A 21,046-nucleotide genomic window follows, 5' to 3' on the forward strand; every position below is an offset into this window, starting at 1 on the left:
GGTCAGCCGAAGTCGCGCTTAGCCAAGTCCAGGACACGATCAATAGCGCCTGCCTTCAGCAATGCTATCGGAGCCGGTTCATCGGTCGCTGGCCGAGGCGTCCGCAACCAAAGCCAGGCCACATTCGGTTTGCCCACACTCTCGACGACCGAGCGCATGCCTGGTGTCGGTTTGCCCTTTGTGAACTGCTCCAAAGGATATACAAGGTCACCCAAGTTGCCTCTCAGGACGATAACCATTCCCTCCGCTACCCAGCGCTCCAGTTCGTTTGGCGATAGCGCTAACCTTCCTTCGAGGGTTGCGGCATCAAACACCTCGCCTGCCCATTCACTTAAAGGAATGGAAACGGTAGCTTCTTCCAGTCTGTGCTCGCCGATGGCGCGTGAGACGATCGGACCTAGCCCCTCTCCCTCGTCATGTTCGATGTTTTCGGATGTGAACAAGCCCAGCGTATGGTCATGACCATCACGCTCATGCTTTATTCGTCGCCTGCGTGACGTTCTGCCAATCACTGGACGATCATCGCCCATCCGCGACAGCAGCGCCGCCCGATCCGCGCCAACAAGGCCGTAGGCATCAAGAACCAGTGCGTCGATTGCCGCGAGTTTGTCGGCGAGCTTCTCCGGATCGGAACCGCGTGCCGCGTCCGCGGCGTAGGCCCTACTCAGTTCGCCCAGCTTAGATGGCAATTTGGCCGGGATCGGTGCCTCCTCAAGCTTACCGATCCGAAACCTCTTGTCGAATGAATGCTCTGTCAGGAAGGCATTGATCACCGGTCCATTGATGACTGCGGCCAGAGCATCGAGATCGACCTTGACGCCCGTCCGCGGCCACAGACCCAAGAACTGTTGGGTCGCGCGGCGCCCTAGGCGGTCGACCGCTGCCGCCAGCCGCCAATAGCCGCGGCTGAGGCGTGTCGCGTTGCATAGGATTTTGGGTTCGTCCCAAGCCAGATTGCCACCAGCTAGTATTTGGGCGGGTCGTACATCCATCCATCGGGCGTTTTCGAGCAGATATTGGTGAACACTCGTGCTGTCTTGATAGCCTAGTTCCCGATCTAAGCCGGGCAAGTCGCTGGTCCGTGCTCGCTGTCCAGAATGCCACCTGAGACCCCAGCTTCCTTTTACTACCGATCCGAGCTTCGGTAGGTTGTGGAAGCGGTCCCACAACTCTTGCGAAGGATAAACCCACAGTTTACCAGATGGCGTGTCCGCCAGTGGTTGAGAGCGCTCCCGTTCCAGCGACGGCAGACCCGTTGCCGCAAATGCCTTCTTATCACCGTCGAAGACCACCGCGGAGCGGACAATCTGATCGCTTCTGGTCAACGCCTTACGGGCAATCACCAGTGCGCTGTTTGCCTGCGACACATTGAAGATGCCATCGGGTAGCGCCACAAGTTCGACCTCGCGATACAGCCGTTCGAGCGCGACGCGTTGGCTCTGATATCGCCGATCGACTAGCACCGTGTTGGGTAGCACGAACCCAAGCATGTCGGGTTCGGCGCGCAACGTCATCTCGAGTGCATAAACCGCCTTCGATCGGCTGATCTTGACTGCTTCGGGATAAGCCTGCGCTTCTTCCTTGGTAAACGCTTCGAAAGGAGGGTTGCAAAGCACTACGCGCGCGCCGTCGAGACACTTACGAAGCACATCTACTTTGAATAGATCGGCCTCATCGATCTTCCAGCCGTTCGCATTGGGATAGTCAGCCAGAATCAGCGACAGCTTGGCTACCTCGGCCGCAAACGGGTCAATCTCAGCGCCGCCGATATGCTTAACCAGAAGATCATGGCGCCGCTTGTCATGCCAATCGGCGGGCAGCGAATCGCGCATGAAGCGGAGTGCGGATCCAAGAAATACACCCGCGCCGGTAAATGGCTCGACCACCCGGGGAGGCGTTATGCCGAATTCCCATAACCTTAGTCGGCCGACGATATAATCGGCGACATGCCGCGGCGTGCTATGCGTGCCAAACTCCGCCCGCGCCTTATCGGTGACAAGCGTAGATTCATAGACGTAGGCAAGGTCATCAGCAGAAATATTGGCAACGTTAAATCCCGAGCGGAATATCGCCCACACTGGTGCGAGTGCGGCGATCGCCGATGGCGGCCACGCCTGCGACACATTGCCGAGATCGTAGAAGTCATCCATCGCGTTGAGCACCGATCGGACGTCATCAGCGTTCCAATTTTTGGCGCGTACGTGCTGGCGGTCCATTAGAATCTTCGCGGCGAGCAGGCGGAATACGCCGCGGAAGAAGATGCGGATAGCATCGTCGCCATTGAATTCACGCGTGTCGGCGACAGCCTCACGGATCAGCCGGTCGAGCTTTACATGAATTTCGCCGGCGATTGCCGGCATCAGACCCAAGTCGACGAAGTCTAGCTGCGCCTTGGGTTCGATATGGCCAATGGATTTGGCACGATGTATGCGGTCGGGTGCCCAACTTTCGCGTCTTCCAGCAAAGAAATGCGGGATCGCATCAAACTCAAATTCGGCGAACTTGTGCGGAGGTTTGTTGGCGTAGACTTGCCAGGCTGAAATCTGCTCAGGCTCAATCGCCAAGAACACTGGAGCACCTAAAGCGCGATATCCGTGGATAACTTCGGACGCCGCCTCAGGCGTTGCCTCGATCACTGCAAAAGCGGCGGAGCGGTAAGAAGGCGGAGTCTGCGTAAACGCGGCGAGCGGTACGGAACAGGTCGTATCGCCCTCACCCCAAATGTTGCTGAACGCATAGTTCCGCCGCAAGGTCTCGTCGCGATAGCCGAGCTTGACGGACTCACGTTCGATAATGTCGATCAAATTCATCGGCGTGACCTAGCGATCATCGGCGGGAAGGCGAGATCACGTTGTGGATCAGGAATGCCGGCGAGGAGCCGTTCGCGAAGCTCAACGACAAGCGGCGACAACTCGACGAGCAAGGCGACGGCTGCGGCAGTGATATGGCGTTCATGATCTACAAGCTCGACTCGGCGGGACTCGAAATCGATCGCTAGGCTCGATCGTTCTAGCTGCAGCCAAGGATGTGCAGCGCATAGATCAAACAATGGCGTTGCTATAACTCCGAACGCGGGCAATGGCACTGACAGCGATGTATTGATCCTATGCACCACGCTGGTCGCCAACAAATCGGCTGCCGAAAAGCAGCCTGATCGGCCGTGGTCTTTAGCCAAGGGCCTCAGCGCCTCACGATAGCTTCGCCATTGCTGCTTGCTAAGACTAAAGGCCGAGCGCAACTGCCCAGTGGTGAAAAGCATGATAAACAACACTCCATGGTGTTGGCGGCCAACACCATGGAGTGTTTAGCATAGGTGAGTAGGGAGAACAAATCAAGATTCCTATGCCCGACGAACGACGTAATCCCGGCCGCGCAGGCTGGCCTTGAGGAAGCGGTGCCAGGCGCCGCCGAGAACCAGCGCGGTTTCGGCCTCACCGAATCCGGCCTGGAGAAGACCTTCCGACAGCTTCGCAAAATCGAGGTTCGATCTGAACCAGGATGGCTGACCCGGAAAGCTCGCGGTCGCCTGGGTCTCGCGGGTCCAGCGGCCCTCGCGCATCCAGCGCACGACGCTGTCGGGCTGGTCCTGGCAGAGATCCGAGCCGATGCCGAGATGATCCGCCCCCATGATCCCGGCCGCTTCGGCAGCCATCTTTCCGAACTGCTCCAGCGTGGTGTCCGAGCCGTTCGGGAGGTGCAGCGGATAGAGCGAAAGGCCGAGCAGCCCCTCCTTTGCGCGCAATGCCTGCAATACGGCCCTGGAGACATTGCGGTTGCTGTCGCGCAGCCAGCGCGGATTGGCGTGGCTGATGACCACCGGCCGCTCCGAGAGCGCGATCGTTTCCAGCGCGGTCCGCTCGCCCGCGTGCGACAGATCGATGATCATGCCGAGCCGGTTCATCTCGGCGATGGCCTCCCGCCCCATCCGCGTCACGCCGCTATCCTCCTTCTCCATCCAGCCACAGCCGAGCAGCGACTGGTTGTTGTAGGTGAGCTGCATGAAGCGGATGCCGAGATCGAAGAGCATTTCGATCAGGCCGATGTCGTCCTCGATCGGCATCGGATTCTGCAGGCCAAGCAAGATCGCCGTGCGGTTCGTGGCCCGCGCCCGCTCGATGTCGCCGGCATCGCGCGCCAGAAGGATCAGGTCTGCATTGTCGCGAAGCCAAGTGCGCCAATCGACGAGATGGCGCACGGTCTCGCGAAAACCTTCGTGATAGCCGACCGTGGCGTGGACCGCGGTCAGCCCGCCCCGGCGCATCTCCTTGAAAATTTCGCGCGACCAGTTGCAGTATTGCAGCCCGTCGATGAGTACTTGCGGCGCGTCGCTGGTCATTCGGCCACGCCCGCGTGGATGTAGGATGTCTTGATCTGCGTGTAGAACTCGACCGCGGCGCGGCCCTGCTCGCGCGGGCCGTAGCTCGAAGCGCGAACGCCGCCGAACGGCACGTGGTAGTCGGTGCCGGCGGTAGCCAGGTTGACCATGACGCAGCCCGAGCGCGAGGCGTGGCGAAATTTCGTCGCGCGCGCCAGCGAGCGCGTGGCGATGCCGGCCGTCAGCCCGTAAGGCGTGTCGTTGGCCAGCAGGATTGCCTCGTCGAGATCGTCGGCGGCAATGACGCAGGTTATCGGCGCGAACATCTCCTCCTGGTTGATGCGCATGCGCGAGCGGCCGTTGAGGAACACGGCGGGCGCCATGTAGTAGCCGCGATGCGCGAGATCGAGCGCCTCGCCGCCGGTTGCAAGCTCCGCTCCTTCGCTTATGCCGAGGGTCACATAGTCAAGATTGGCCGAGAGCTGCTCGGCGCTGACGACCGGCCCCATCTGGACGCCGGCCGCAAGCGCATGGCCGACCTTCAGAGCCTTGGTTTTCACCAGCAGCTTGTCGACGAAGGCGTCGTGGATCGGCCGATGGACGATCAGGCGGGACGCCGCCGTGCATTTTTGTCCGGTGCCGCCAAAGGCGCCGTTCACGGCTAGGCCGGCGGCGCGGTCGAGGTCGGCATCGTCCATCACCACGAACGGATTCTTCGACCCCATTTCGAGCTGCAGCTTCACGAAGCGCGCGGCGGCCAATGCCGCGACGCCGGAACCGACGGCACCGGAGCCGGTGAAGCTCAACCCTTGTATGTCGGCATTGGCGGCAAGCTCGCGGCCGATCGTCGATCCCGAACCCATCACAAGATTGAACAGGCCTTTCGGGACTGCCTGCCGGCTGATGATCTCGGTCAGCGCCCAGGCGCTGGCTGGGGTGATGCTGGCCGGCTTCCAGACCACGGCATTGCCGAAGGCAAGCGCCGGCGCGATCTTCCAGGACGCGGTGGCGATGGGGAAATTCCACGGCGATACGATCGCGACGACGCCGAGCGGTTCGCGCTCGATCAGAACGTCGACGCCGGCCCTGACGGAATCGGCCGAGGAACCTAGATTGCGCAGGGCTTCAGCAGCGAAATAGGTGAAGAACTGGCCGGCGCGATAGACCTCGCCGACACCCTCGGGAAGGGTCTTGCCCTCCTCGCGCGAAAGCAGTTCGCCAAGCTCCTTCGAGCGCGCCATCAACTCGCGTCCGATGGCGTCGAGAACGGCGGCTCTCGCTTCGAGCCCGGCCGCGGCCCATTCCCGTTGCGCGCTTTGCGCCGCCGCCACGGCGTCATGGACATCGGACGGCCGCGCCTGGGCAAAGCGCCCGACGATGTCGGTCACGTCGGAGGGATTGACGTCCTCGACCCAGTCGGCGCCGTCGCGCCATTCGCCTGCAACGAAGTTCTGACCGTTCAGCATCGTGTTCGACCTGCATCAATTCGGTTGACAACGACCTAACCAATGCTGTGAACTTCAATCAAGCTCAATTTTTGGCACAAATGTTCAGGCAAGCTTAACGGTGACCAGAACCATCAGCCTGGCCGGCATGCGCAGCTTCGTCGCGGTCTGCGAGACCGGCGGCGTGCGCGCCGCCGCCGATCAGATCGGCCGTACCCCGTCGGCCGTGTCGATGACCTTGAAGCAACTGGAAGACGATATCGGCGCGCCATTGTTCGAGAGCGAGCGCAAGGGCGCGCTTTCGCCGGTCGGCCGCATCGTGCTCGACGAGGCGCGCGCCATGATCGCGCATTACGACCGCGCCTGCCTGGCAATGACCAGCTATGCGGCGGACCGGCAAGGCCGCTGCGACGTTGCCAGCGTGCCTTCGGTCGCCGTCACCTTGCTGCCACGCGCCATCGCCCAGCTTCGCGCCGAGGGCAGCCGGTTCGACATCCACGTCCGCGACAGCGATTCCAGCGCCATCGTCGACGCAGTCGAAAACGGCATGGTTGAAGTGGGCCTGTGCGTGCTCGCGACCAGGCGGCCGCAGCTCAGTTTCGAGCCGCTGTTCCACGAGCCGCTCGATTTCGTCTGCCCGAACGATCATCCGCTGGCAAAATCCAAGCGCCCGCTGAAATGGTCGCAACTCGAGGGCGAGAGCTTCATCCGCAATGGCGCGGCCACGGCGCTAGGGCTTGCCGAGACCGAGGCGCTTGCCGCCGGCTCGAAACTCACCGCGACCAATGTGAGCTCCAATTTGGCGATGGTGGAGGCAGGGCTCGGCGTCACCATCCTGCCCCGGCTCTGCCGCTGGAAAAGCAGCCATGACGTGCGCTTCGTTCCCCTTGCCGATCCGCGCTCGAGCCGTACCGTCGGCTGGATCGCCAAGGAAGGCCGGAACCTGCAGCCGGCGTCGCTGCGGTTCATCGAATGCATTCGCCTACAGACGCAGGCGAGCGAAGGAGAGTTCGGCTATGCGGCGGCATGATTGGCGGATGACCGGATGACGCGCCTGACGCAAGCCCGCATCGAGACGCTCGCCCGCACCGCGCTGCTGCGCCATGGCGCAAGCGAGCGGCAGGCCGAGGCGCTCGCCGCAGCCATCGCGGCAGCCGAACGCGATGGCCTGAAGTCGCATGGGCTGATGTACCTGCCGACCTATTGCGAGCATTTGACCTGCGGCAAGGTGCTGGGGCAGGCCGAGCCGCGCCTGACGCGGCCGGCTCCAGCGGTCGTCGCCGTCGATGCCGGCAATGGCTTTGCGCACGCGGCAATCGCCACCGGCATGCCGCCGCTGATCGAGGCGGCGCGCTCGCAAGGCGTGGCGGCTTTGGCTATCCGCAATTCCTACAATTGCGGCGCGCTCGGCTATCACACCGAACGTATCGCCCGGGACGGCCTGGTCGGTCTGGGCTTCACCAACGCGCCGGCCTCGATTGCGCCCTGGGGCGGCCGCAAGGCGGCCCTCGGCACCAACCCCTGGTCGCTGGCGGTTCCCGACGGGCACGGCGGCGCGCGCTTCGTCATCGACCAGAGCGCCAGCGTCGTCGCCAAGAGCGAGGTCATCAAGCGGGCCCGCGCCGGCGAGCCGATCCCGCCCGGCTGGGCTTTCGACGCAAGCGGCGAGACGACCACCGATGCCGGCGAAGCGTTGAAGGGTACGATGGCGCCGGCAGGCGCCTACAAGGGCGTCGGCTCTGCATTGCTGGTGGAGATCTTTGCCGCGTGCCTGACGGGAGCCAATCCCGGGCTGGTCGCCAGCCCCTTCTCCGGCACGGCCGGAGGCCCGCCGGGAACCGGCCAGTTCTTCCTGGCGGTCTCGCCCGAAGCGACATCGGCCGGGGCATTCGCGGGCAATCTGGAAACCGTCGCCGGCGTCTTCATCGGCGAGGCGAGGCTTCCGGGCACAAGGCGCTTCGGCGCGCGCGAACAGAACACCAAAGAGGGCATCGAGGTAGCGGCGGAAACGCTTGCCACCTTGGAAAAGCTCGCAGGGACCGCCGCATGACGGCGATCGCGCTGCGCCCGCCCGAGATCGTCATGCGCTTGCAGCGGCTGGGCGCCGCGCATCCGACGCGGCTCAGCTTCCTGCGCCAGCTGATCCGCCGCGCCACCAGGGAGAAATGGCGTGTGCGCAAGCACCTGTTCGATCTCGACGACCAGGGATTCGGGCGCGCGGTCTATGCGGTCGAGACGCCGGCAAGGACCTATAGCCTGGTCGCGTTCTCGACCCCGCTCGACGACGAGAAGCGGTCCGACCGGGTGATCGCGCAGGCCTGGGACACGAGCTACGTGCTTTACGACGGACTGCCGGATGCCGCCGAAATCGCGCGGCTGGAAGCGAATGCGCCGCTGCAGGAGGCAGGCCGCTACACGAGAAGCGAACTGGTGCTGGCGCGTGCCAACAAGAGCGTGCGGCTGTTCGAGGAAGTCGCCGCGGCACTGGCACAGGGACGACAGCCGGACGAGGAGCAGTTGCTCGGCGTCGGCTATCTGCTGCGCACCACGGCGGTTTACGGCAATGGCAAGTTCGGCATCGCTGACCGCGACGAGATCGCCGCGCGCCCGGAGCTTGCGGGATCCTTCAAGGCGGAAATGCTCACGGTCTGGCTGATCCGATCCTTCACGCTCGATCTTGTCGACCACATCGCCCATCGCTGCAATCCGGCCGGCGCGGCAAGGCTGGCGCCGGATTTGCGCCGGGCGCTCGGCGTGGGCAATGCAACGGGACTCGGCATGGCGCCGTTTCTCGTGCGCCATCCGTTGTTGACGCATAGCTGGTTCCTGGCCCGCGAAACCGCGCTGGCGCGGGTGCGCGCCGAACCGCAAGCCGGCGCGCCGGAACGAGACGTTTTCTTGAAAGCGCTCGCCGACCTGCGCCAGCGCGTTGCCCGCTGGCATAGCGACGATGACCGCCAGGCCGCCGCGACCTTGTCGCTGGCCGCCGATCTCGACGCGCTGGCCGAAAACCTCGACCGGCTTCTGGCGCAGCCCCGCCCCTGGGATGCGCTCTATCGCTTCGCCGAAGACCATTTCTCGCTCGAGGGGCAGGAGGCCTGCGTCTCGCTGATCCTCGAGCCGCACGGTGCCCTGATTGACGAGCTCGGCGACATGATGAAGGCCGACGAGATGCCCGGCCATGCCATTGACGGCACCATGAGCTGCGCCTCGCTTCGTCAGGCACTTCTCGCCTCCTATTCCTGGGCGGCCAAGGTCGACTTCGCTGAGCCGTCCGCCAACGCGCGTTTCTGGTATGTCTCGGCGGAGAAGCTCGAGCCCCGGCTCGGCGAACGCTTCGAGGAGGACGGCGCCGAGCTCGAACAGCCTTTGGCCACCGCGCGCGACGCGCTCAGCCTGGCGGCCGCGCTGGCGCAGGAGCCACCCACGGCCAGTGTCGCGGACTTCCTGCTGCGCCTGCCCGAATGGCGCCACGCGGTGCGGCGCGCCCAGATCGTCGCCAGGTTTCCCTATGCCGAGATCCACGACAATCTGATCGGCGCCGACTTACGGCCCGTCGACATATTGCGCGCGAAGCTCGCTTTCTTCGGCGCGCGCAGCTTCGATCCGCGCTCCGACCGGTGGCTGCGGATCGCGCTGTTCAGCGGCGAGCCCCTGATCGAGGATGTCGCCGCCATGGCGCCGGCAGGAGAGGCGGCGTGATCGACCTGTCGCTCAACGAGGTGGAAACGCTGAGCACCAAGGCGGCGCGGGGCGCCGGATTTTCATGGGGACTGGCCGAGGATATCGGCCGCGCGGCACGCCGGATCGCCGTCGAGGACGGCAACTGGGGCTTGGCCATGCTGAGCCTTGCCGAAAACGCGCAGTCCTTCGTGGCGCCCGACCCTGCCCGCGCGGCGCGCTGGCGGAAAGGCGAGGCGGACAAGCCGGCCGAAACGCCGCTTTGCCCGATCCGAACCGCGGCTTTGCTGCTCGACAATCCGCTTCCAGCGAGCGCGCTGCCGCTGGCGATCATCGATGTCGGCCTGCCTATCTGGCTCGACGCCATGCTGCGCCGCTCGGCCATGCGCATGGCGCGGCCCGTGGGGCCGGTGACACGCGCCGATGTCGTCATCGAACGCCGCCCCGAAATCGAGCAACCGGCCTCGGGCCGGCGCGGCGCGATCGACGAGCGGACGCTTGCGGCGCTCAATTCCTTCGCCGCGAGAACCTATGTGCCGGAAAGCGAAGGGTCGCGTGTGCGTGGTGCCGGCGGCGGCCGGGTGGACGACGAATAAGGGGAGAAAAAAATGAGCGCAGCCGACGGCCAGAAGATCGCCATGCGCGGAGCGGGTTATTACTCGGCCAACACCGTGGGCGCCAAATACGTCATCGACAAGGTCGGCGATCTCGTCGTCGAGGCCGTCGCCGGCATGCCCCGGCTGGCCGACGGCCAGCCATTCGCCATCGCCGATTTCGGCGCGGCCGACGGCGGCACCTCGATGGACATGATGCGGCGGCTGGTCGGCGCCGTTCAGGAGAGGGAACCGGACCGGGCGATATCGATCACCTACACCGACCTGCCCCACAATGATTTCTCGACGCTGTTCCGGCTCAGCCAGGGACTGCTTGGCACCTCGACGGAGGTTCCGCTGGCCGAGACGCCCGGGCTCTACATCTTCGGCAGCGGCACCAGCTTCTATCGGCAGATCGTGCCGGACAATTCGCTCTCGTTCGGCTTTTCCGCCACGGCGATGCACTGGATCAGCAAGCGGCCCTGCATGATCGCCGACCATGTCCAGGCTGTCGGCGCGACCGATGCCGAGCGCGCGCAGTTTCGCGCCCAGGGGCTGCGCGACTGGGAGACGATCCTGCTTGCCAGGGCGCGCGAGCTCAGGTCGGGCGGCAGGCTGGCGCTGGCCAATTTCTGCGTCGACGAGGAAGGGCGCTATCTCGGACACACGACCGGGGTCGATATGTTCGACGGCTTCGCGCGCCACTGGCGCGATCTGGCTCGGGCGGGGCGGATCAGCGAGACGGAATATGTCAACGCGACGTTCCAGCAATTCTACAAGACGCCGGGCGAGTTCGCGGCACCCTTCCGCGATCCCGCTTCGCCGGTGTCGCAGGCCGGACTGAGGCTGGAAAACATCTTCACCATGGTGACGCCGTGCCCCTATGCCGAAGCCTTCCGGGTCCATGGCAATGCGCAGACCTTCGCCAGGGCCTATGTGCCGACGCTCCGCTCCTGGTCGGAAACCGTCTTTGCCAACGCGCTCGACCCGTCGCGTCCCGTGGCCGATCGTTCCGCAATCGTCGACGCTCTTTACGGCGCGTACGAAGCCGATGTCGCGCGCGCCCCCGAAGGCCATCGGATGGACTACGTCCACTGCATGACGGAGATCGTCAAAGGATAAGTGTGCGCCCCGGCCTTGCGCCTGGTCTCAATCGTGGGACGTCAAGGAGGCCACGCCGAACTTCGCGCCGCTCGGTATCAGGTGCTTGTGCGAAATCCCCGGGGTTAAAGAATTTCAAGGCACTGGTTCAGCGGTAAGTTCCTGTATTTTCCCGAGGAGATTTTTGACGAGCAGCTGGTAGACGCGCGTGAGTTCGTCCGGTGATAATTCAACTCTGATGTCGTACTTGCCGGAATAGTTCACCTGCAGATCAACGGTTCCGAACAGCGTCGTTGCGCCATCGCGAATGTCGGTCGCCACGGCCATGTTCGCCAATGGCTGATCCAGCAGAATGACGCCTGGTTCTCCGGGATGATTGTGCGTCGTCGTGCGTATTTTCACAACGTAACCCTCCTGTTAGGCCCTGCCCAAAATAGAAGCCATCCCCTCAAAACGCGAGAAACAAAAATGGATGGTATCGGCGCGGCCACGAATCTGTGTTATGCGCCGCCCGATCAATCAAAGGACGACACCCTGTGAACGAACTGACCGTGGCCGAGGCGACCGAAAGCATCTACGCCTCACTCCGAGCGGACAATGCCGACCTCGACGCCCATATCGCGGCACTCAAGGCAGCGCTGGCGCGAGAGGGGAAAAAACAGGCGATGTTCGATCCAACCAGGTTGGTGCAGAACAACCGCGCCGGTCGCAAGTTGATGCAGGCCTATTTTCGGCAGCGCGGCGTTAGCGTCAGCTTTTCGGAGTAGAAGCTGCTCCTATCTCATTGAGCGACGGCGGCGCCTGATTGGCCCGAGTGTCGGATCCAGTGACCTAGATCCAGAACTTTGTCAGTTGCGGCTGTTCAGATGCCGCACCTGGCGCAGCGCCGGGAACAGATAGGCCCACAGGCCGGCGACGGCGATGGCGCCGATGCCGCCGATCACCACCGCGGGAACGGTCCCGATCAGCGCCGCCATCGTGCCGGCGCGGAATTCGCCGACCTCGTTGGAGGCGCCGACAAAGACCTGGTTGACGGCGTTGACGCGGCCGCGCACCTCGTCCGGTGTCCAGAGCTGGATCAGCGTCTCGCGGATATAGACGCTGAACATGTCGGTGGCGCCGAGCAGGGCGAGCGCCACGATCGACAGCCAGGTGATGGTCGAGACGCCGAACAGCACGGTGAAGGCGCCGAACAGAGCGACGAAGCCCAGCATGATCTTGCCGGCATGGTCGCGGATCGGATGGCCGGCAAGCCAGACGGCGACGCAGATGGCGCCGATGCCCGGCGCCGAGCGCAGCAGGCCGAGCCCCCAGGGGCCGAGCTCCAATATGTCGCGCGCATAGACCGGCAGCAGCGCCGAGGCGCCCGACAGAAGCACGGCGAAAAGGTCGAGCGAGATCGCGCCGAGCACGATCTTCTCGCCCCAGATATAGCCGAAGCCGGCAAACAGCGTCTGCATCGTCGGCTTGTCGGTGGCCGTCTGCTGGGCGGGCTTGGGAATGGTGAAGATGAGCGCGGCCGCGGCGAGCATCAGCACCGCGGCTGTAGCGTAGGCGACTTCCGCCGAAACGCCGTAGAGCAGGCCGCCGGCGACCGGACCGACGATGGTCGCCGTCTGCCAGGCCGACGAGTTCCAGGCGATCGCGTTGGCGAAATCCTCCTGCGGCACCAGATTGGCGAACAGCGAGGAGGAGGCCGGGCCGTAGAAGGCGCGGGCAATGCCGAACATCACCAGCACGATGAAGATCGGCAGCGGGCTGGTCAGGCCGCGCAATGTCAGAAGCAGCAAGGCCAAGGCGCAGCCGGCCTCGACCAGAGTCGCCAGCGTCATGATCAGGCGGCGGCCGAAGCGGTCGGCGACCACGCCCGTGACCAGGACCAGAAGCAGCGAAGGCAGGAACTGGACGATGCCGACAATGCCGAGGTCGAACGGGTCGCGGGTCAGGTCATAGACCTGCCAGCCGACGGCGACCGACACGATCATGGTGGCGAAGGTGGTGAGGAAGCGCGCCGTCCAATAGCTGAGGAACGGGCGGTGGCGGAAAGCAGCGTAGCGCTGCTCCGGCGATATTTGTTCTGCGGTCATGGAGGTAGGCCCCGTTTCGAAAAACATTGGCCAGCGGGGCACTTCCCGAATGGGCGCTGTTCCGGCCAATGAAACTTAATAAAGTTCGCGGCGCATATGCTTCAAAATCGAGTTTGGATCAAGGGCTTTTGGACTTTTCAGCCGATTGCACGAGGAAGTTACCGCCTTAGAGCAGCCGAGATGGCCGCCAACCCGCCGCGCAACTCCGCTTCCTTCGGCCAGCCGAAACCGAGGCGGAAGAAGCGTTTTGGCATCTCGAACCAGTGGCCGGGACCGACATAGGTGCCGTGCTCCTCCAGCAGCCTGGTGTAGAACTTGTCGAGGTTGAAGCCGGCATCGACGTTGAGCCGCGGGAAGCCGACGACACCACCTTGCGGCCGCACCCAGTCGACGAGAGGTTCGCCTTCGATCCAGGCCTGGACGATGTCGCGGCGCCTGGCCATTTCGGGCAGAAGCGAGGCGAGAAAGGCGTCACGGCGTTCGAGCGTGGCGCGCGCGATCGCCTCGTCGATGACGCTGCCGCAGATGCCGATCTGCTCCTTGGCGGCGAGGAAGGTTTCCTGCAGTTCCGGATCGCGGGTCACCAGCCAGCCGATGCGGATGCCCGGAATGCCGAACGCCTTGGACAGCGAGCAGACGCTGATCGCGCTTGGGCTGAGCGAGGCCGCCGCGGGCAGGCGTTCGCCGTAGGAGAGGTCGCGATAGGTCTCGTCGACCAGCAGCCGGCACTTGTGATGTTCGGCGAGCGTAATCAACGCGTCGAGATCGGCGCGTGTCATCATCGTGCCGGTCGGGTTGTGCGGGCAGGTGACGCTGATCAGTTTCGTGTTCGGCCGCAGCTCTGCCTTCACACGGTCGATGTCGACGGCAAAGCCCTGGTCGAAATCGAGATCGACATAGGAGATGGCGCAGCCGATCGCCTTGGGTGTCTCGATGTTGGTGGCATAGTTCGGCCGCACGACCACGAGATGGTCGCTGGCCGAAAGCAGCGCGGTGGCGATGATGAATAGCGCGCCGGCCGCACCCGCTGTCACAAGAACATCGTCGGGAGAAAGGCCCCTGTCCTGCCCGGCGATCAGCGCCCGCAAGTCCTTGTCGCCGCGATGCTCGCCATAGAACAAGGTGAGGTCGGGCAGCGCGAGGCCGATGTCGGACAGTTTCTGGTCGGCGATCGAGCTTTCGGAAAGGTTGTAGCGGATGCGGCCGTAGCCGTATTCCTCCGGCGCTTCCTTCTCGATCACCATCCTGGCGTAGTTCATGGCTATGTCCCCCAGCGGTTGATCGTTCATGGAAACGACAAACCGATCGTCCTGTTTGCAATTCCGGACGCTTCACGCTTTTTCCTGGAATTGCTCTGGTCTCCGGCCGTATCCAAGCCATAAAAGCAGGAAGCCTGCCAAGGCGGATTCCTCGGCAGGCTTGCTTAAACCATTGGTGCAGGCGCGTTATTTCAGGCCGTCGCCTTGGCCTTCCTGCCCTTTGCGGGCTTCGCCGGCACCGGTTCCGCCTTGCGGCCGAGGCCGATCGACTTGGCGAGCTGCGAGCGCGACGCCGCATAGTTGGGCGCGACCATCGGGTAATCCACGGGAAGGCCCCATTTGGTGCGGTAGGCTTCGGGTGTCAGGCCGAAATGCACCCCGATATGGCGCTTCAGCGATTTGAACTTCTTCCCGTCCTCGAGGCAGATGATGTAATCCGGCGTCACCGAGCGCCTGGGATTGACGGCGGGAACCGGCGGGGGCGCCGCGGGCTCCGCCGGCCGGCTTATCCCGCCGATCGAGGAGGCGACGCTGGCGATCAGTTCGCCCAGGCCCGAAGCAGGCAGGCGGTTTTTCGCGACATAAGCCGATACGATGTGAGCGGTGAGCTCGAGCAGGTCGACTTCCCTGGCTGTGCTGGTGTCCTCGTCCACGTAGTCCCTCCATATTGCCGCAAGGCCGCGAAAACGCTGCGGTCTTCGCGGTGTGTAATGTCAAAGCGCCGCGAGCGTTGTTTTGCGAATCCGGAAAGGCGCTTGGCGCCGCAGGCCCGCGAATTCCTAGTCGGCAAATCTGCGCGACGCAATGATCTGTCGTGTCATTACACGGTGTTTTGAACAATTATACTGAAATGTAACAATATCAGACGATCAGCGCCTTGTCGCGCCATAGTCGAAATCCACCCGCGAAAGCGCGAGTGTTGTCGCCGCGCCGGGATTTTTCAGGCAATTCATCGAGCTTGTCGACATTGCCGCCGCCGATCACGACATAGTCCGGCTGCAAGGCGGCGCGAAGCCTGTCGACCACGTCGAATACGTATTTGCGCCATCTCTTCTTCCCGCGCTTTACCAGGCCGCGTTCGCCGACATAATCCTCGAAACTGGCGCCTTTTTTGTAGGGCAGGTGGGCAAGCTCCATGGGCTGCCCGACATTCTTGATGATCATGGCGGCGCCCAGGCCCGTGCCAAGGCCGAGGAACAGCATGCGGCCGCCGTCATAGCTGCCGATCGCCTGCATCAGCGCGTCGTTGACGAGCTTCACCGGCTTGCCGAAGGCGGCGGTGAAATCATAGCCGTTCCAGCCCTTGCCGAGATTGAAGGGGTCGAGCGAGGGCTTGTTGTCGCGCACGGGACCGGGATAGCCCATCGAGATGACGTCGTAGTCCAGATCCTCCGCCAGTTTCTTCACCGAAGCGACGACCTGGTCAGGGGTCAGGTTCGGCCCGGACGCGACGCGGCGCATCTCGCCGCCGGCGCTGGTGAGGATTTTTACATGCGAGCCACCGACATCGATGGCGAGCACGATCGGATCGCTGCCCGCCGCGGCGGTTTTTGCTGTCTTCGCCATCCCGTCCTCCCCGAAGTTACTTGCTCGGATTGATCCAGCCATCGGGCGGGCCGAAGCCGTTCATGGCATCGGCCGGCCCCCAGGTCTTGGGCGCATAGATTGCCGGCGCCGTGGTGTCGCCAAGCACCGGGCCGACGATACGCCAGGCAAGCTCGGCCGCGTCCTGGCGCGTGAAGAGTTGGCCGTTGCCGTTCATGGCGTCGCCGATCAGCCGCTCATAGGGCGGCATGTCGCCCTTGGTGTCGTCGAGCGCGGTCAGCTCAACCTGCTCGCCGATCATGTCGTCGCCGGCGACCTTGCGCTGGGCGCCGATCGAGATCGCCACCTGCGGGTCGATGCGGAAGCGCACATAATTGGCGTCGCCCGGCTTGATCGGGTCGAAGACGTCGAGCGGCGGCCGCTTCATACGCACGATCACCTCGGTGGCGTGCACCGGCATGTTCTTGCCGGCGCGGATGAAGAAAGGCACGTCCTGCCAGCGCCATGTGTCGACGAAGAAGCGCACCGCCGCGAAGGTTTCGACCGGCGAGTTGGGCCTGACGCCCGGTTCGGCCAGATAGCCGTCGAACTGGCCACGCACGACATCGCCCCTAGTCAGCGTGCGAATGGCGCGCAGCACCTGCACCTTCTCGTCGATCAGGTCGTCGGCCGAGCGGCCGACCGGCGGTTCCATGGCCAAAAGCAGCAGGATGTTGAGCAGGTGGTTCTCGATCACGTCGCGGATGCAGCCGACATCGTCATAGAATTTGCCTCGGCCCTCGATGCCGAAATCCTCAGCCATGGTGATCTGGACGCTTTCGACGAAGTTGCGGTTCCAGATCGGCTCGAGGAAGGCGTTGGCGAAGCGGAAATAGAGGAGGTTCTGGATCGCTTCCTTGCCGAGATAGTGGTCGATGCGGAAGATCGACTGTTCGTCGAACACCAGATGCAGCACCCGGTTCAGCCAGCGCGCCGACTGCAGATCGTGGCCGAACGGCTTTTCCACCATCAGCCGCGCGCCGCGCGCGGTGCCGGACTGCTCCAGTCCTTGCACGACGGTTTCGAACATGGTCGGGGGGACGGCCATGTAGTGCAGCGGCCGCTGCGCGGAACCCAGCGCCGTCTTCAGCTTCTCGAAGGTCGCGCCGTCGCGGTAGTCGCCGCTGACATAGCGCAGCAGCGAGGCGAGCTTGGCGAAGACCTTGTCGTCGATCGAACCCAGCGCCGTGACGATGCCGTCGCGGGCGCGGTCCACCAGTTTGGGGAGTTCCCAGGGTTCGAAGGCGACGCCGATCACCGGCTCGGTCAGCGTCCCCTTGGCGACCATCTGGTAGAGCGCCGGGAAAATCTTCCTGTGCGCAAGGTCGCCGGTCGCTCCGAAAAGCACCAGCGTGTCGGACCTCTCCTGGCTCATGCCGTTTCTCCCCTCACGCCTTCGGCTTTTCGATATGGCCGCCGAAGGCGTAGCGCATGGCGGACAAAAGCTTGTCGGCGAATTGCGATTCGCCCTGCGAGGAGAAGCGGTCGAACAGCGCCGAGGACAGCACCGGCGCCGGGACGCCGGTGTCGATTGCCGCCTTCAGCGTCCAGCGGCCTTCGCCGGAATCGGAGACGCGGCCGCCGAACTGGGCGAGCGCCGGATCGCTCTTCAACGCGCCGGCGGTGAGATCGAGCAGCCAGGAGCCGATGACGCTGCCGTGCCGCCAGACCTCGGCGACGGCGGGCAAGTCGACGTCGAACTGGTAGTATTGCGGGTTTTCCAGCGGGCTGGTCTCGGCGTCCGCGGTGCGCTGCCTTTTGCCGGCATTGGCCGACTTCAGGATGTTCATGCCCTCGGCATAGGCGGCCATGACGCCGTATTCGATGCCGTTATGCACCATCTTGACGAAGTGGCCGGCGCCGCTCGGCCCGCAATGGAGATAGCCGAAGGGCGCCGTGCCGGCATCCTTGGCCGGGTTGGCGCCCACATCGGCGCCTGGCGCCAGCGTGGCGAAGACCGAATCGAGATGCTTAACCGCATCGTCGGGGCCGCCGATCATCAGGCAGTAACCCCGCTCCAGGCCCCAGACGCCGCCGCTGGTGCCGACATCGACGAAGTTGATGCCTTTCACCGCCAGCTTCGCCGCCTGGTCAACGGCATCGTGGTAGTAGGAATTGCCGCCGTCGATGATGATGTCGCCCGGCTCCATCAGTGCTGCGACCTGGTCGACGATCTTGCCGGTGATCGCGGCCGGCAGCATCAGCCAGGCGCAGCGCGGCTTGGCGAGCTTGCCGACGAATTCCTCCAGCGAGGCCGCGCCAATGGCGCCGTCCTTGACCATGCCGGCGACGCTTGCCGAATTGATGTCGTAGACGACGCATTCATGGCCGTCGCGCATCAGGCGCCGCACCATGTTGGCGCCCATCCTGCCCAGTCCCATCATTCCGATCTGCATGGTTTCATCCCGATTGCTTGAGGAAAGGAGAAATCTATGGCCCTGTTGCGTCGATTTATGACGCGTCGATGCCGACGCTGAAGTCGACATTCTCCCAACGCATCGCCCCGGGCCAGAAAAAAGTGAAGACGATGGTGGTTCCCGGCCGCAGGCGGCTAACGGGCAAATCCACCAGATGAATGCCGAACGCATTTTCGGCCGTCCTGCTGTCCTGCACCGTCAGCCATTTGTCGCTGCTCCAATGGACGACGCCGGGCGCCGACAATTCGACGCGAAGGGCCTTGCCGGCAGGAATGGAGCGGATCTTGTTGTTGAAGCGCCAGATTCGCATCGGCGAGACCGTCTTGCCCTTGATGTAGCGCTCGACACCCTGCGGCGGCAGGTCGAAGACGGCGCCGTCGCGCAGCGAGCGCAAAAGCTTGATGTGCTCGGCATGCGCCCAGACCAGCGGCATGGCGCTGCCGGAAGGGGCGCCCAGCCGCAATTCACGGTCCGGCATGTCCGGGCGATCCCAGACCTGTTCCGGCAGAAGGCCGCCGACGCCCGCCGAGCGTTCGAAAGTCTCAAGCAGTTGCGCCGCCTTGTCCTTGCGGCCGGCGGCCAACTCGTAATGAGCGCGCTCGCCGGCAAGCAGCGGCCACGGCCGCCCCCGGCCGGTGCCGTCGAAGGGTGCCCCGTCCTCATGCTCGCCATAGCCGTCGCCGGTATAGCGGTACCAGAGCGGCCCTTGCGGCAGGTCGCGGCGCAGCTCGGCGTCGATCGCCTTGACGGTGTTGAGGATGCGCGGATCGTCAGCGGCTCTGAGCCCGAAACGCACCAGCGCCAGGGCATCGGGGCTGATGATGGCCTCGGCCGGTCTGTCGGTATCGGCCGGCGGCCGGTTCTTGATCGGCACGAAGCCGTCCTTCGGCGACGCGGCGCCGCCATCGTCGGGCGGGGCGATACGGACATAATAGCCTTCGATGCCCGCCCTGGCGCTTGCCGGGGTGCCGGTGACATAGGTCCAGCGCTCGATCTGGTCGTTCCAGCAATCGGCGATCTCGCGCAGGTAGTTTGCCGGCTCATTTTTACCGGAGGCGTCCAGCATGTCGGCAGCTGCGAGCAATGCGGCTATTTCCACGGCCAGCGTGAACGGGCTGTAGCCGGCGTCCTCTTCCCAGCGATCCTCGCCGGTGACCGGGCCGTTGCGCACGACATAGGCGGCCGCGTTCTCGATCATGGTCAGGAAGTCGGCGAGCCTCGACTTCGGCAGATGGCCGGCGCGGCGCAACGCATCGGCAAGCAGCAGCGGAAAGGCGCATTCGTCCATCTGGATGCCGGGCCAATAGGCGGTGCCGTCGGACCAGCAATTCTGCGGCCAATGGCCGTCCGGCTGCTGGATCGAACGCAGATAGGTGAGGATCTGCAGCGCCTGCCTGCCGTCGCCGGCGGCGAGGAAGCCGCCCGCCGTCTCGACCAGGTCGCGCGGCCAGACGAGGTGATAGCCGCCGAGATCGTCGTCGCCCTTGTTGAAACCCCAGGGGATCGACAGGCTGGCGACCGCGGCGCCGGGCCTTGCGAGGGAGAGATGCGTCGCCAGCACCGCGCTGCTGACGCGGTAGGCGTTCAGACCGGAGGCGGCGTGACGGTCGAGTCTTTCCAGCCCAGCCTGGAATTTGCGCCAGTTCTCGGCATAGGTTTTCGCCGCCGGCTCGAAACCCTGTTGCAGGCTTGCAAGCGCAAGGTCGGCGGCTTCCTCAGGCGAAGCGCCGAAGCCGAGCGCCAGCAGGGCAACCGTCTTGCCGGCCGAAAAGCCGATCTCGCCGGTCAGCGCGACATTGCCGTTTTCGGCCGCCCCGCTGGAGGGATCGAGCCCGCCATTGTCGTGCAACTGCTGCCAGCCGTCGGAGAAGCCAACATAGCCGGCCGAGCAGGCGCCCCAGGGCAGGGAGGAGGCGAGCGCAAGCGAGACGCCGCGTCCGGTGGCGAAAAGAATGCGCTGTCCCTTGTGCTCGCCGATCCAGGCGGTGTTGCCCATGCCGGCGTTGACGAGATGCGGCGCCAGCAGCGCGTAGACGCGGTAATCGGCAGCCTGGCCCTTGAGGGCGGTGAAACGCATTTCCTGCAGCAGGACAGGTCGTTTCGAATCCGTAACGATGCGCTTCTCGATCTTGTAAGCGCCGTCGGAAGCAATGTTGGTCAGCCGGTAGCCGGGGACGCCGTCCTCGAAAGGTTCGACGGTGTGGGCCGCATCGCGCTTCTCTTCGGAAAAATAGCCGCCGGGACCAGTCACGACCAGCCCCAGGTCACGCGTGCAGGCGCTGTCGAGGCGCGGATAATAGATTTCGTTCAGAATGCCGTGACTGATGGTGAACCAGAGCGGGCTTTTTGCCGAAAGCGCGGTGCCGACACCGCTTTTGGCGCTTGATGTCCAGCGTGCCGGTATTCCGGGCGCGCCTCGAGCAACGGTCGGCGTCACTGCCATGCAATCTGTCTCCTGCCCGTGTTCCTAGACCATGACGCGGCGGCTTATCAATCGTCGCACCGCAAGTTGATCGACGGCGCCAAGGCTTTGCAGTTGACAGCTTGCGGTTCGTCTGAATTTG

At 64.1% G+C, this 21,046-nt stretch carries 18 protein-coding genes; 7 read left to right on the plus strand and 11 right to left on the minus strand.

Annotated elements, in window-relative coordinates; translation table 11 throughout:
- Positions 1-2 precede the first annotated feature (2 nt).
- Positions 3-2,810 carry an N-6 DNA methylase gene (locus FJ414_RS20070; RefSeq protein ID WP_140646079.1) on the minus strand — a complete coding sequence of 936 codons (2,808 nt, stop codon included), beginning with the start codon at positions 2,808-2,810 and terminating at the stop codon, positions 3-5.
- 41 nt (positions 2,811-2,851) lie between these two features.
- Here FJ414_RS20070 and FJ414_RS31535 point away from each other — a divergent pair, with 41 nt between their 5' ends.
- On the plus strand, positions 2,852-2,998 hold the full coding sequence (locus FJ414_RS31535; protein ID WP_181181661.1) for a hypothetical protein: 147 nt from the start codon (positions 2,852-2,854) through the stop codon (positions 2,996-2,998).
- Positions 2,999-3,340: 342 nt separating this feature from the next.
- On the opposite strand, the gene FJ414_RS20075 is transcribed toward FJ414_RS31535, so the two are convergent.
- Both FJ414_RS20075 and FJ414_RS20080 read right to left on the minus strand, forming a co-directional pair.
- Positions 3,341-4,336, minus strand: a complete 996-nt coding sequence (locus FJ414_RS20075; RefSeq protein ID WP_140646080.1) for a membrane dipeptidase — start codon at positions 4,334-4,336, stop codon at positions 3,341-3,343.
- The gene (locus tag FJ414_RS20080; RefSeq protein WP_140646081.1) at positions 4,333-5,781 is read right to left on the minus strand and encodes an aldehyde dehydrogenase family protein; all 1,449 of its coding nucleotides are present in this window, start codon (positions 5,779-5,781) and stop codon (positions 4,333-4,335) included. The genes FJ414_RS20075 and FJ414_RS20080 overlap by 4 nt, the downstream gene beginning before the upstream one ends.
- 100 nt (positions 5,782-5,881) lie before the next feature.
- On the opposite strand from FJ414_RS20080, the gene FJ414_RS20085 reads away from it, so the two are divergent.
- From FJ414_RS20085 to FJ414_RS20105, 5 genes are read left to right on the plus strand one after another with little or no spacing between them, the layout of a single operon-like run.
- The gene (locus FJ414_RS20085; RefSeq protein WP_140646082.1) at positions 5,882-6,790 is read left to right on the plus strand and encodes a LysR family transcriptional regulator; all 909 of its coding nucleotides are present in this window, start codon (positions 5,882-5,884) and stop codon (positions 6,788-6,790) included.
- Between the two features lie 15 nt (positions 6,791-6,805).
- Complete coding sequence (locus FJ414_RS20090; protein ID WP_140646083.1) at positions 6,806-7,810, plus strand: Ldh family oxidoreductase; 1,005 nt, start codon at positions 6,806-6,808, stop codon at positions 7,808-7,810.
- Positions 7,807-9,462 (plus strand): hypothetical protein, encoded by a 1,656-nt coding sequence (locus FJ414_RS20095; protein ID WP_140646084.1) that lies wholly within the window; start codon positions 7,807-7,809, stop codon positions 9,460-9,462. Before FJ414_RS20090 ends, FJ414_RS20095 begins: the two co-directional genes overlap by 4 nt.
- Positions 9,459-10,037 (plus strand): DUF3726 domain-containing protein, encoded by a 579-nt coding sequence (locus FJ414_RS20100; protein ID WP_181181662.1) that lies wholly within the window; start codon positions 9,459-9,461, stop codon positions 10,035-10,037. The genes FJ414_RS20095 and FJ414_RS20100 overlap by 4 nt, the downstream gene beginning before the upstream one ends.
- 12 nt (positions 10,038-10,049) lie before the next feature.
- Entirely contained in the window at positions 10,050-11,156 is a 1,107-nt protein-coding gene (locus tag FJ414_RS20105) for an SAM-dependent methyltransferase (protein WP_140646086.1), read from the plus strand.
- Positions 11,157-11,270: 114 nt separating this feature from the next.
- On the opposite strand, the gene FJ414_RS20110 is transcribed toward FJ414_RS20105, so the two are convergent.
- Entirely contained in the window at positions 11,271-11,537 is a 267-nt protein-coding gene (locus FJ414_RS20110; RefSeq protein WP_140646087.1) for a hypothetical protein, read from the minus strand.
- A gap of 134 nt (positions 11,538-11,671) precedes the next feature.
- Between FJ414_RS20110 and FJ414_RS20115 the strand changes: the two genes are divergently transcribed.
- A complete protein-coding gene (locus FJ414_RS20115; protein WP_140646088.1) occupies positions 11,672-11,902 on the plus strand; it encodes a hypothetical protein in 231 nt (76 codons plus the stop codon).
- An 81-nt stretch (positions 11,903-11,983) separates the two neighbouring features.
- Here FJ414_RS20115 and FJ414_RS20120 read toward each other — a convergent pair whose 3' ends face one another.
- From FJ414_RS20120 to FJ414_RS20150, 7 genes are all read right to left on the minus strand, one after another.
- Complete coding sequence (locus FJ414_RS20120; protein WP_140646089.1) at positions 11,984-13,222, minus strand: MFS transporter; 1,239 nt, start codon at positions 13,220-13,222, stop codon at positions 11,984-11,986.
- A 158-nt stretch (positions 13,223-13,380) separates the two neighbouring features.
- Positions 13,381-14,481, minus strand: a complete 1,101-nt coding sequence (locus FJ414_RS20125) for an aminotransferase class I/II-fold pyridoxal phosphate-dependent enzyme (protein ID WP_140646090.1) — start codon at positions 14,479-14,481, stop codon at positions 13,381-13,383.
- 191 nt (positions 14,482-14,672) lie between these two features.
- A complete protein-coding gene (locus FJ414_RS20130) occupies positions 14,673-15,134 on the minus strand; it encodes a MucR family transcriptional regulator (protein ID WP_140646091.1) in 462 nt (153 codons plus the stop codon).
- Between the two features lie 208 nt (positions 15,135-15,342).
- Positions 15,343-16,047: an ROK family protein gene (locus FJ414_RS20135; protein ID WP_140646092.1), complete on the minus strand. Its 705-nt coding sequence runs from the start codon at positions 16,045-16,047 to the stop codon at positions 15,343-15,345.
- Positions 16,048-16,063: 16 nt separating this feature from the next.
- Positions 16,064-17,440, minus strand: coding sequence for a glucose-6-phosphate dehydrogenase (zwf, locus tag FJ414_RS20140; protein WP_140646093.1), 1,377 nt, complete (start codon positions 17,438-17,440; stop codon positions 16,064-16,066).
- A 13-nt stretch (positions 17,441-17,453) separates the two neighbouring features.
- Positions 17,454-18,461 carry a phosphogluconate dehydrogenase (NAD(+)-dependent, decarboxylating) gene (gene gnd, locus FJ414_RS20145; RefSeq protein WP_140646094.1) on the minus strand — a complete coding sequence of 336 codons (1,008 nt, stop codon included), beginning with the start codon at positions 18,459-18,461 and terminating at the stop codon, positions 17,454-17,456.
- 55 nt (positions 18,462-18,516) lie between these two features.
- A complete protein-coding gene (locus FJ414_RS20150) occupies positions 18,517-20,925 on the minus strand; it encodes a glucan 1,4-alpha-glucosidase (protein WP_140646095.1) in 2,409 nt (802 codons plus the stop codon).
- Positions 20,926-21,046: the final 121 nt, after the last annotated feature.

It is taken from the genome of Mesorhizobium sp. B3-1-6, assembly GCF_006439555.1.
In the GTDB taxonomy this organism is placed as follows: Bacteria; Pseudomonadota; Alphaproteobacteria; order Rhizobiales; family Rhizobiaceae; genus Mesorhizobium.

What these genes read in the sequence shown, in the direction of transcription:
- FJ414_RS20120 (WP_140646089.1), bottom strand. Translation starts at nt 13,222, where the DNA reads ATGACCGCAGAACAAATATCGCCGGAGCAGCGCTACGCTGCTTTCCGC.
- FJ414_RS20105 (WP_140646086.1), top strand. Translation starts at nt 10,050, where the DNA reads ATGAGCGCAGCCGACGGCCAGAAGATCGCCATGCGCGGAGCGGGTTAT.
- gnd (WP_140646094.1), bottom strand. Translation starts at nt 18,461, where the DNA reads ATGCAGATCGGAATGATGGGACTGGGCAGGATGGGCGCCAACATGGTG.
- FJ414_RS20125 (WP_140646090.1), bottom strand. Translation starts at nt 14,481, where the DNA reads ATGAACTACGCCAGGATGGTGATCGAGAAGGAAGCGCCGGAGGAATAC.
- FJ414_RS20150 (WP_140646095.1), bottom strand. Translation starts at nt 20,925, where the DNA reads ATGGCAGTGACGCCGACCGTTGCTCGAGGCGCGCCCGGAATACCGGCA.
- FJ414_RS20070 (WP_140646079.1), bottom strand. Translation starts at nt 2,810, where the DNA reads ATGAATTTGATCGACATTATCGAACGTGAGTCCGTCAAGCTCGGCTAT.
- FJ414_RS20090 (WP_140646083.1), top strand. Translation starts at nt 6,806, where the DNA reads ATGACGCGCCTGACGCAAGCCCGCATCGAGACGCTCGCCCGCACCGCG.
- FJ414_RS20080 (WP_140646081.1), bottom strand. Translation starts at nt 5,781, where the DNA reads ATGCTGAACGGTCAGAACTTCGTTGCAGGCGAATGGCGCGACGGCGCC.
- FJ414_RS20095 (WP_140646084.1), top strand. Translation starts at nt 7,807, where the DNA reads ATGACGGCGATCGCGCTGCGCCCGCCCGAGATCGTCATGCGCTTGCAG.
- FJ414_RS20135 (WP_140646092.1), bottom strand. Translation starts at nt 16,047, where the DNA reads ATGGCGAAGACAGCAAAAACCGCCGCGGCGGGCAGCGATCCGATCGTG.
- zwf (WP_140646093.1), bottom strand. Translation starts at nt 17,440, where the DNA reads ATGAGCCAGGAGAGGTCCGACACGCTGGTGCTTTTCGGAGCGACCGGC.
- FJ414_RS20075 (WP_140646080.1), bottom strand. Translation starts at nt 4,336, where the DNA reads ATGACCAGCGACGCGCCGCAAGTACTCATCGACGGGCTGCAATACTGC.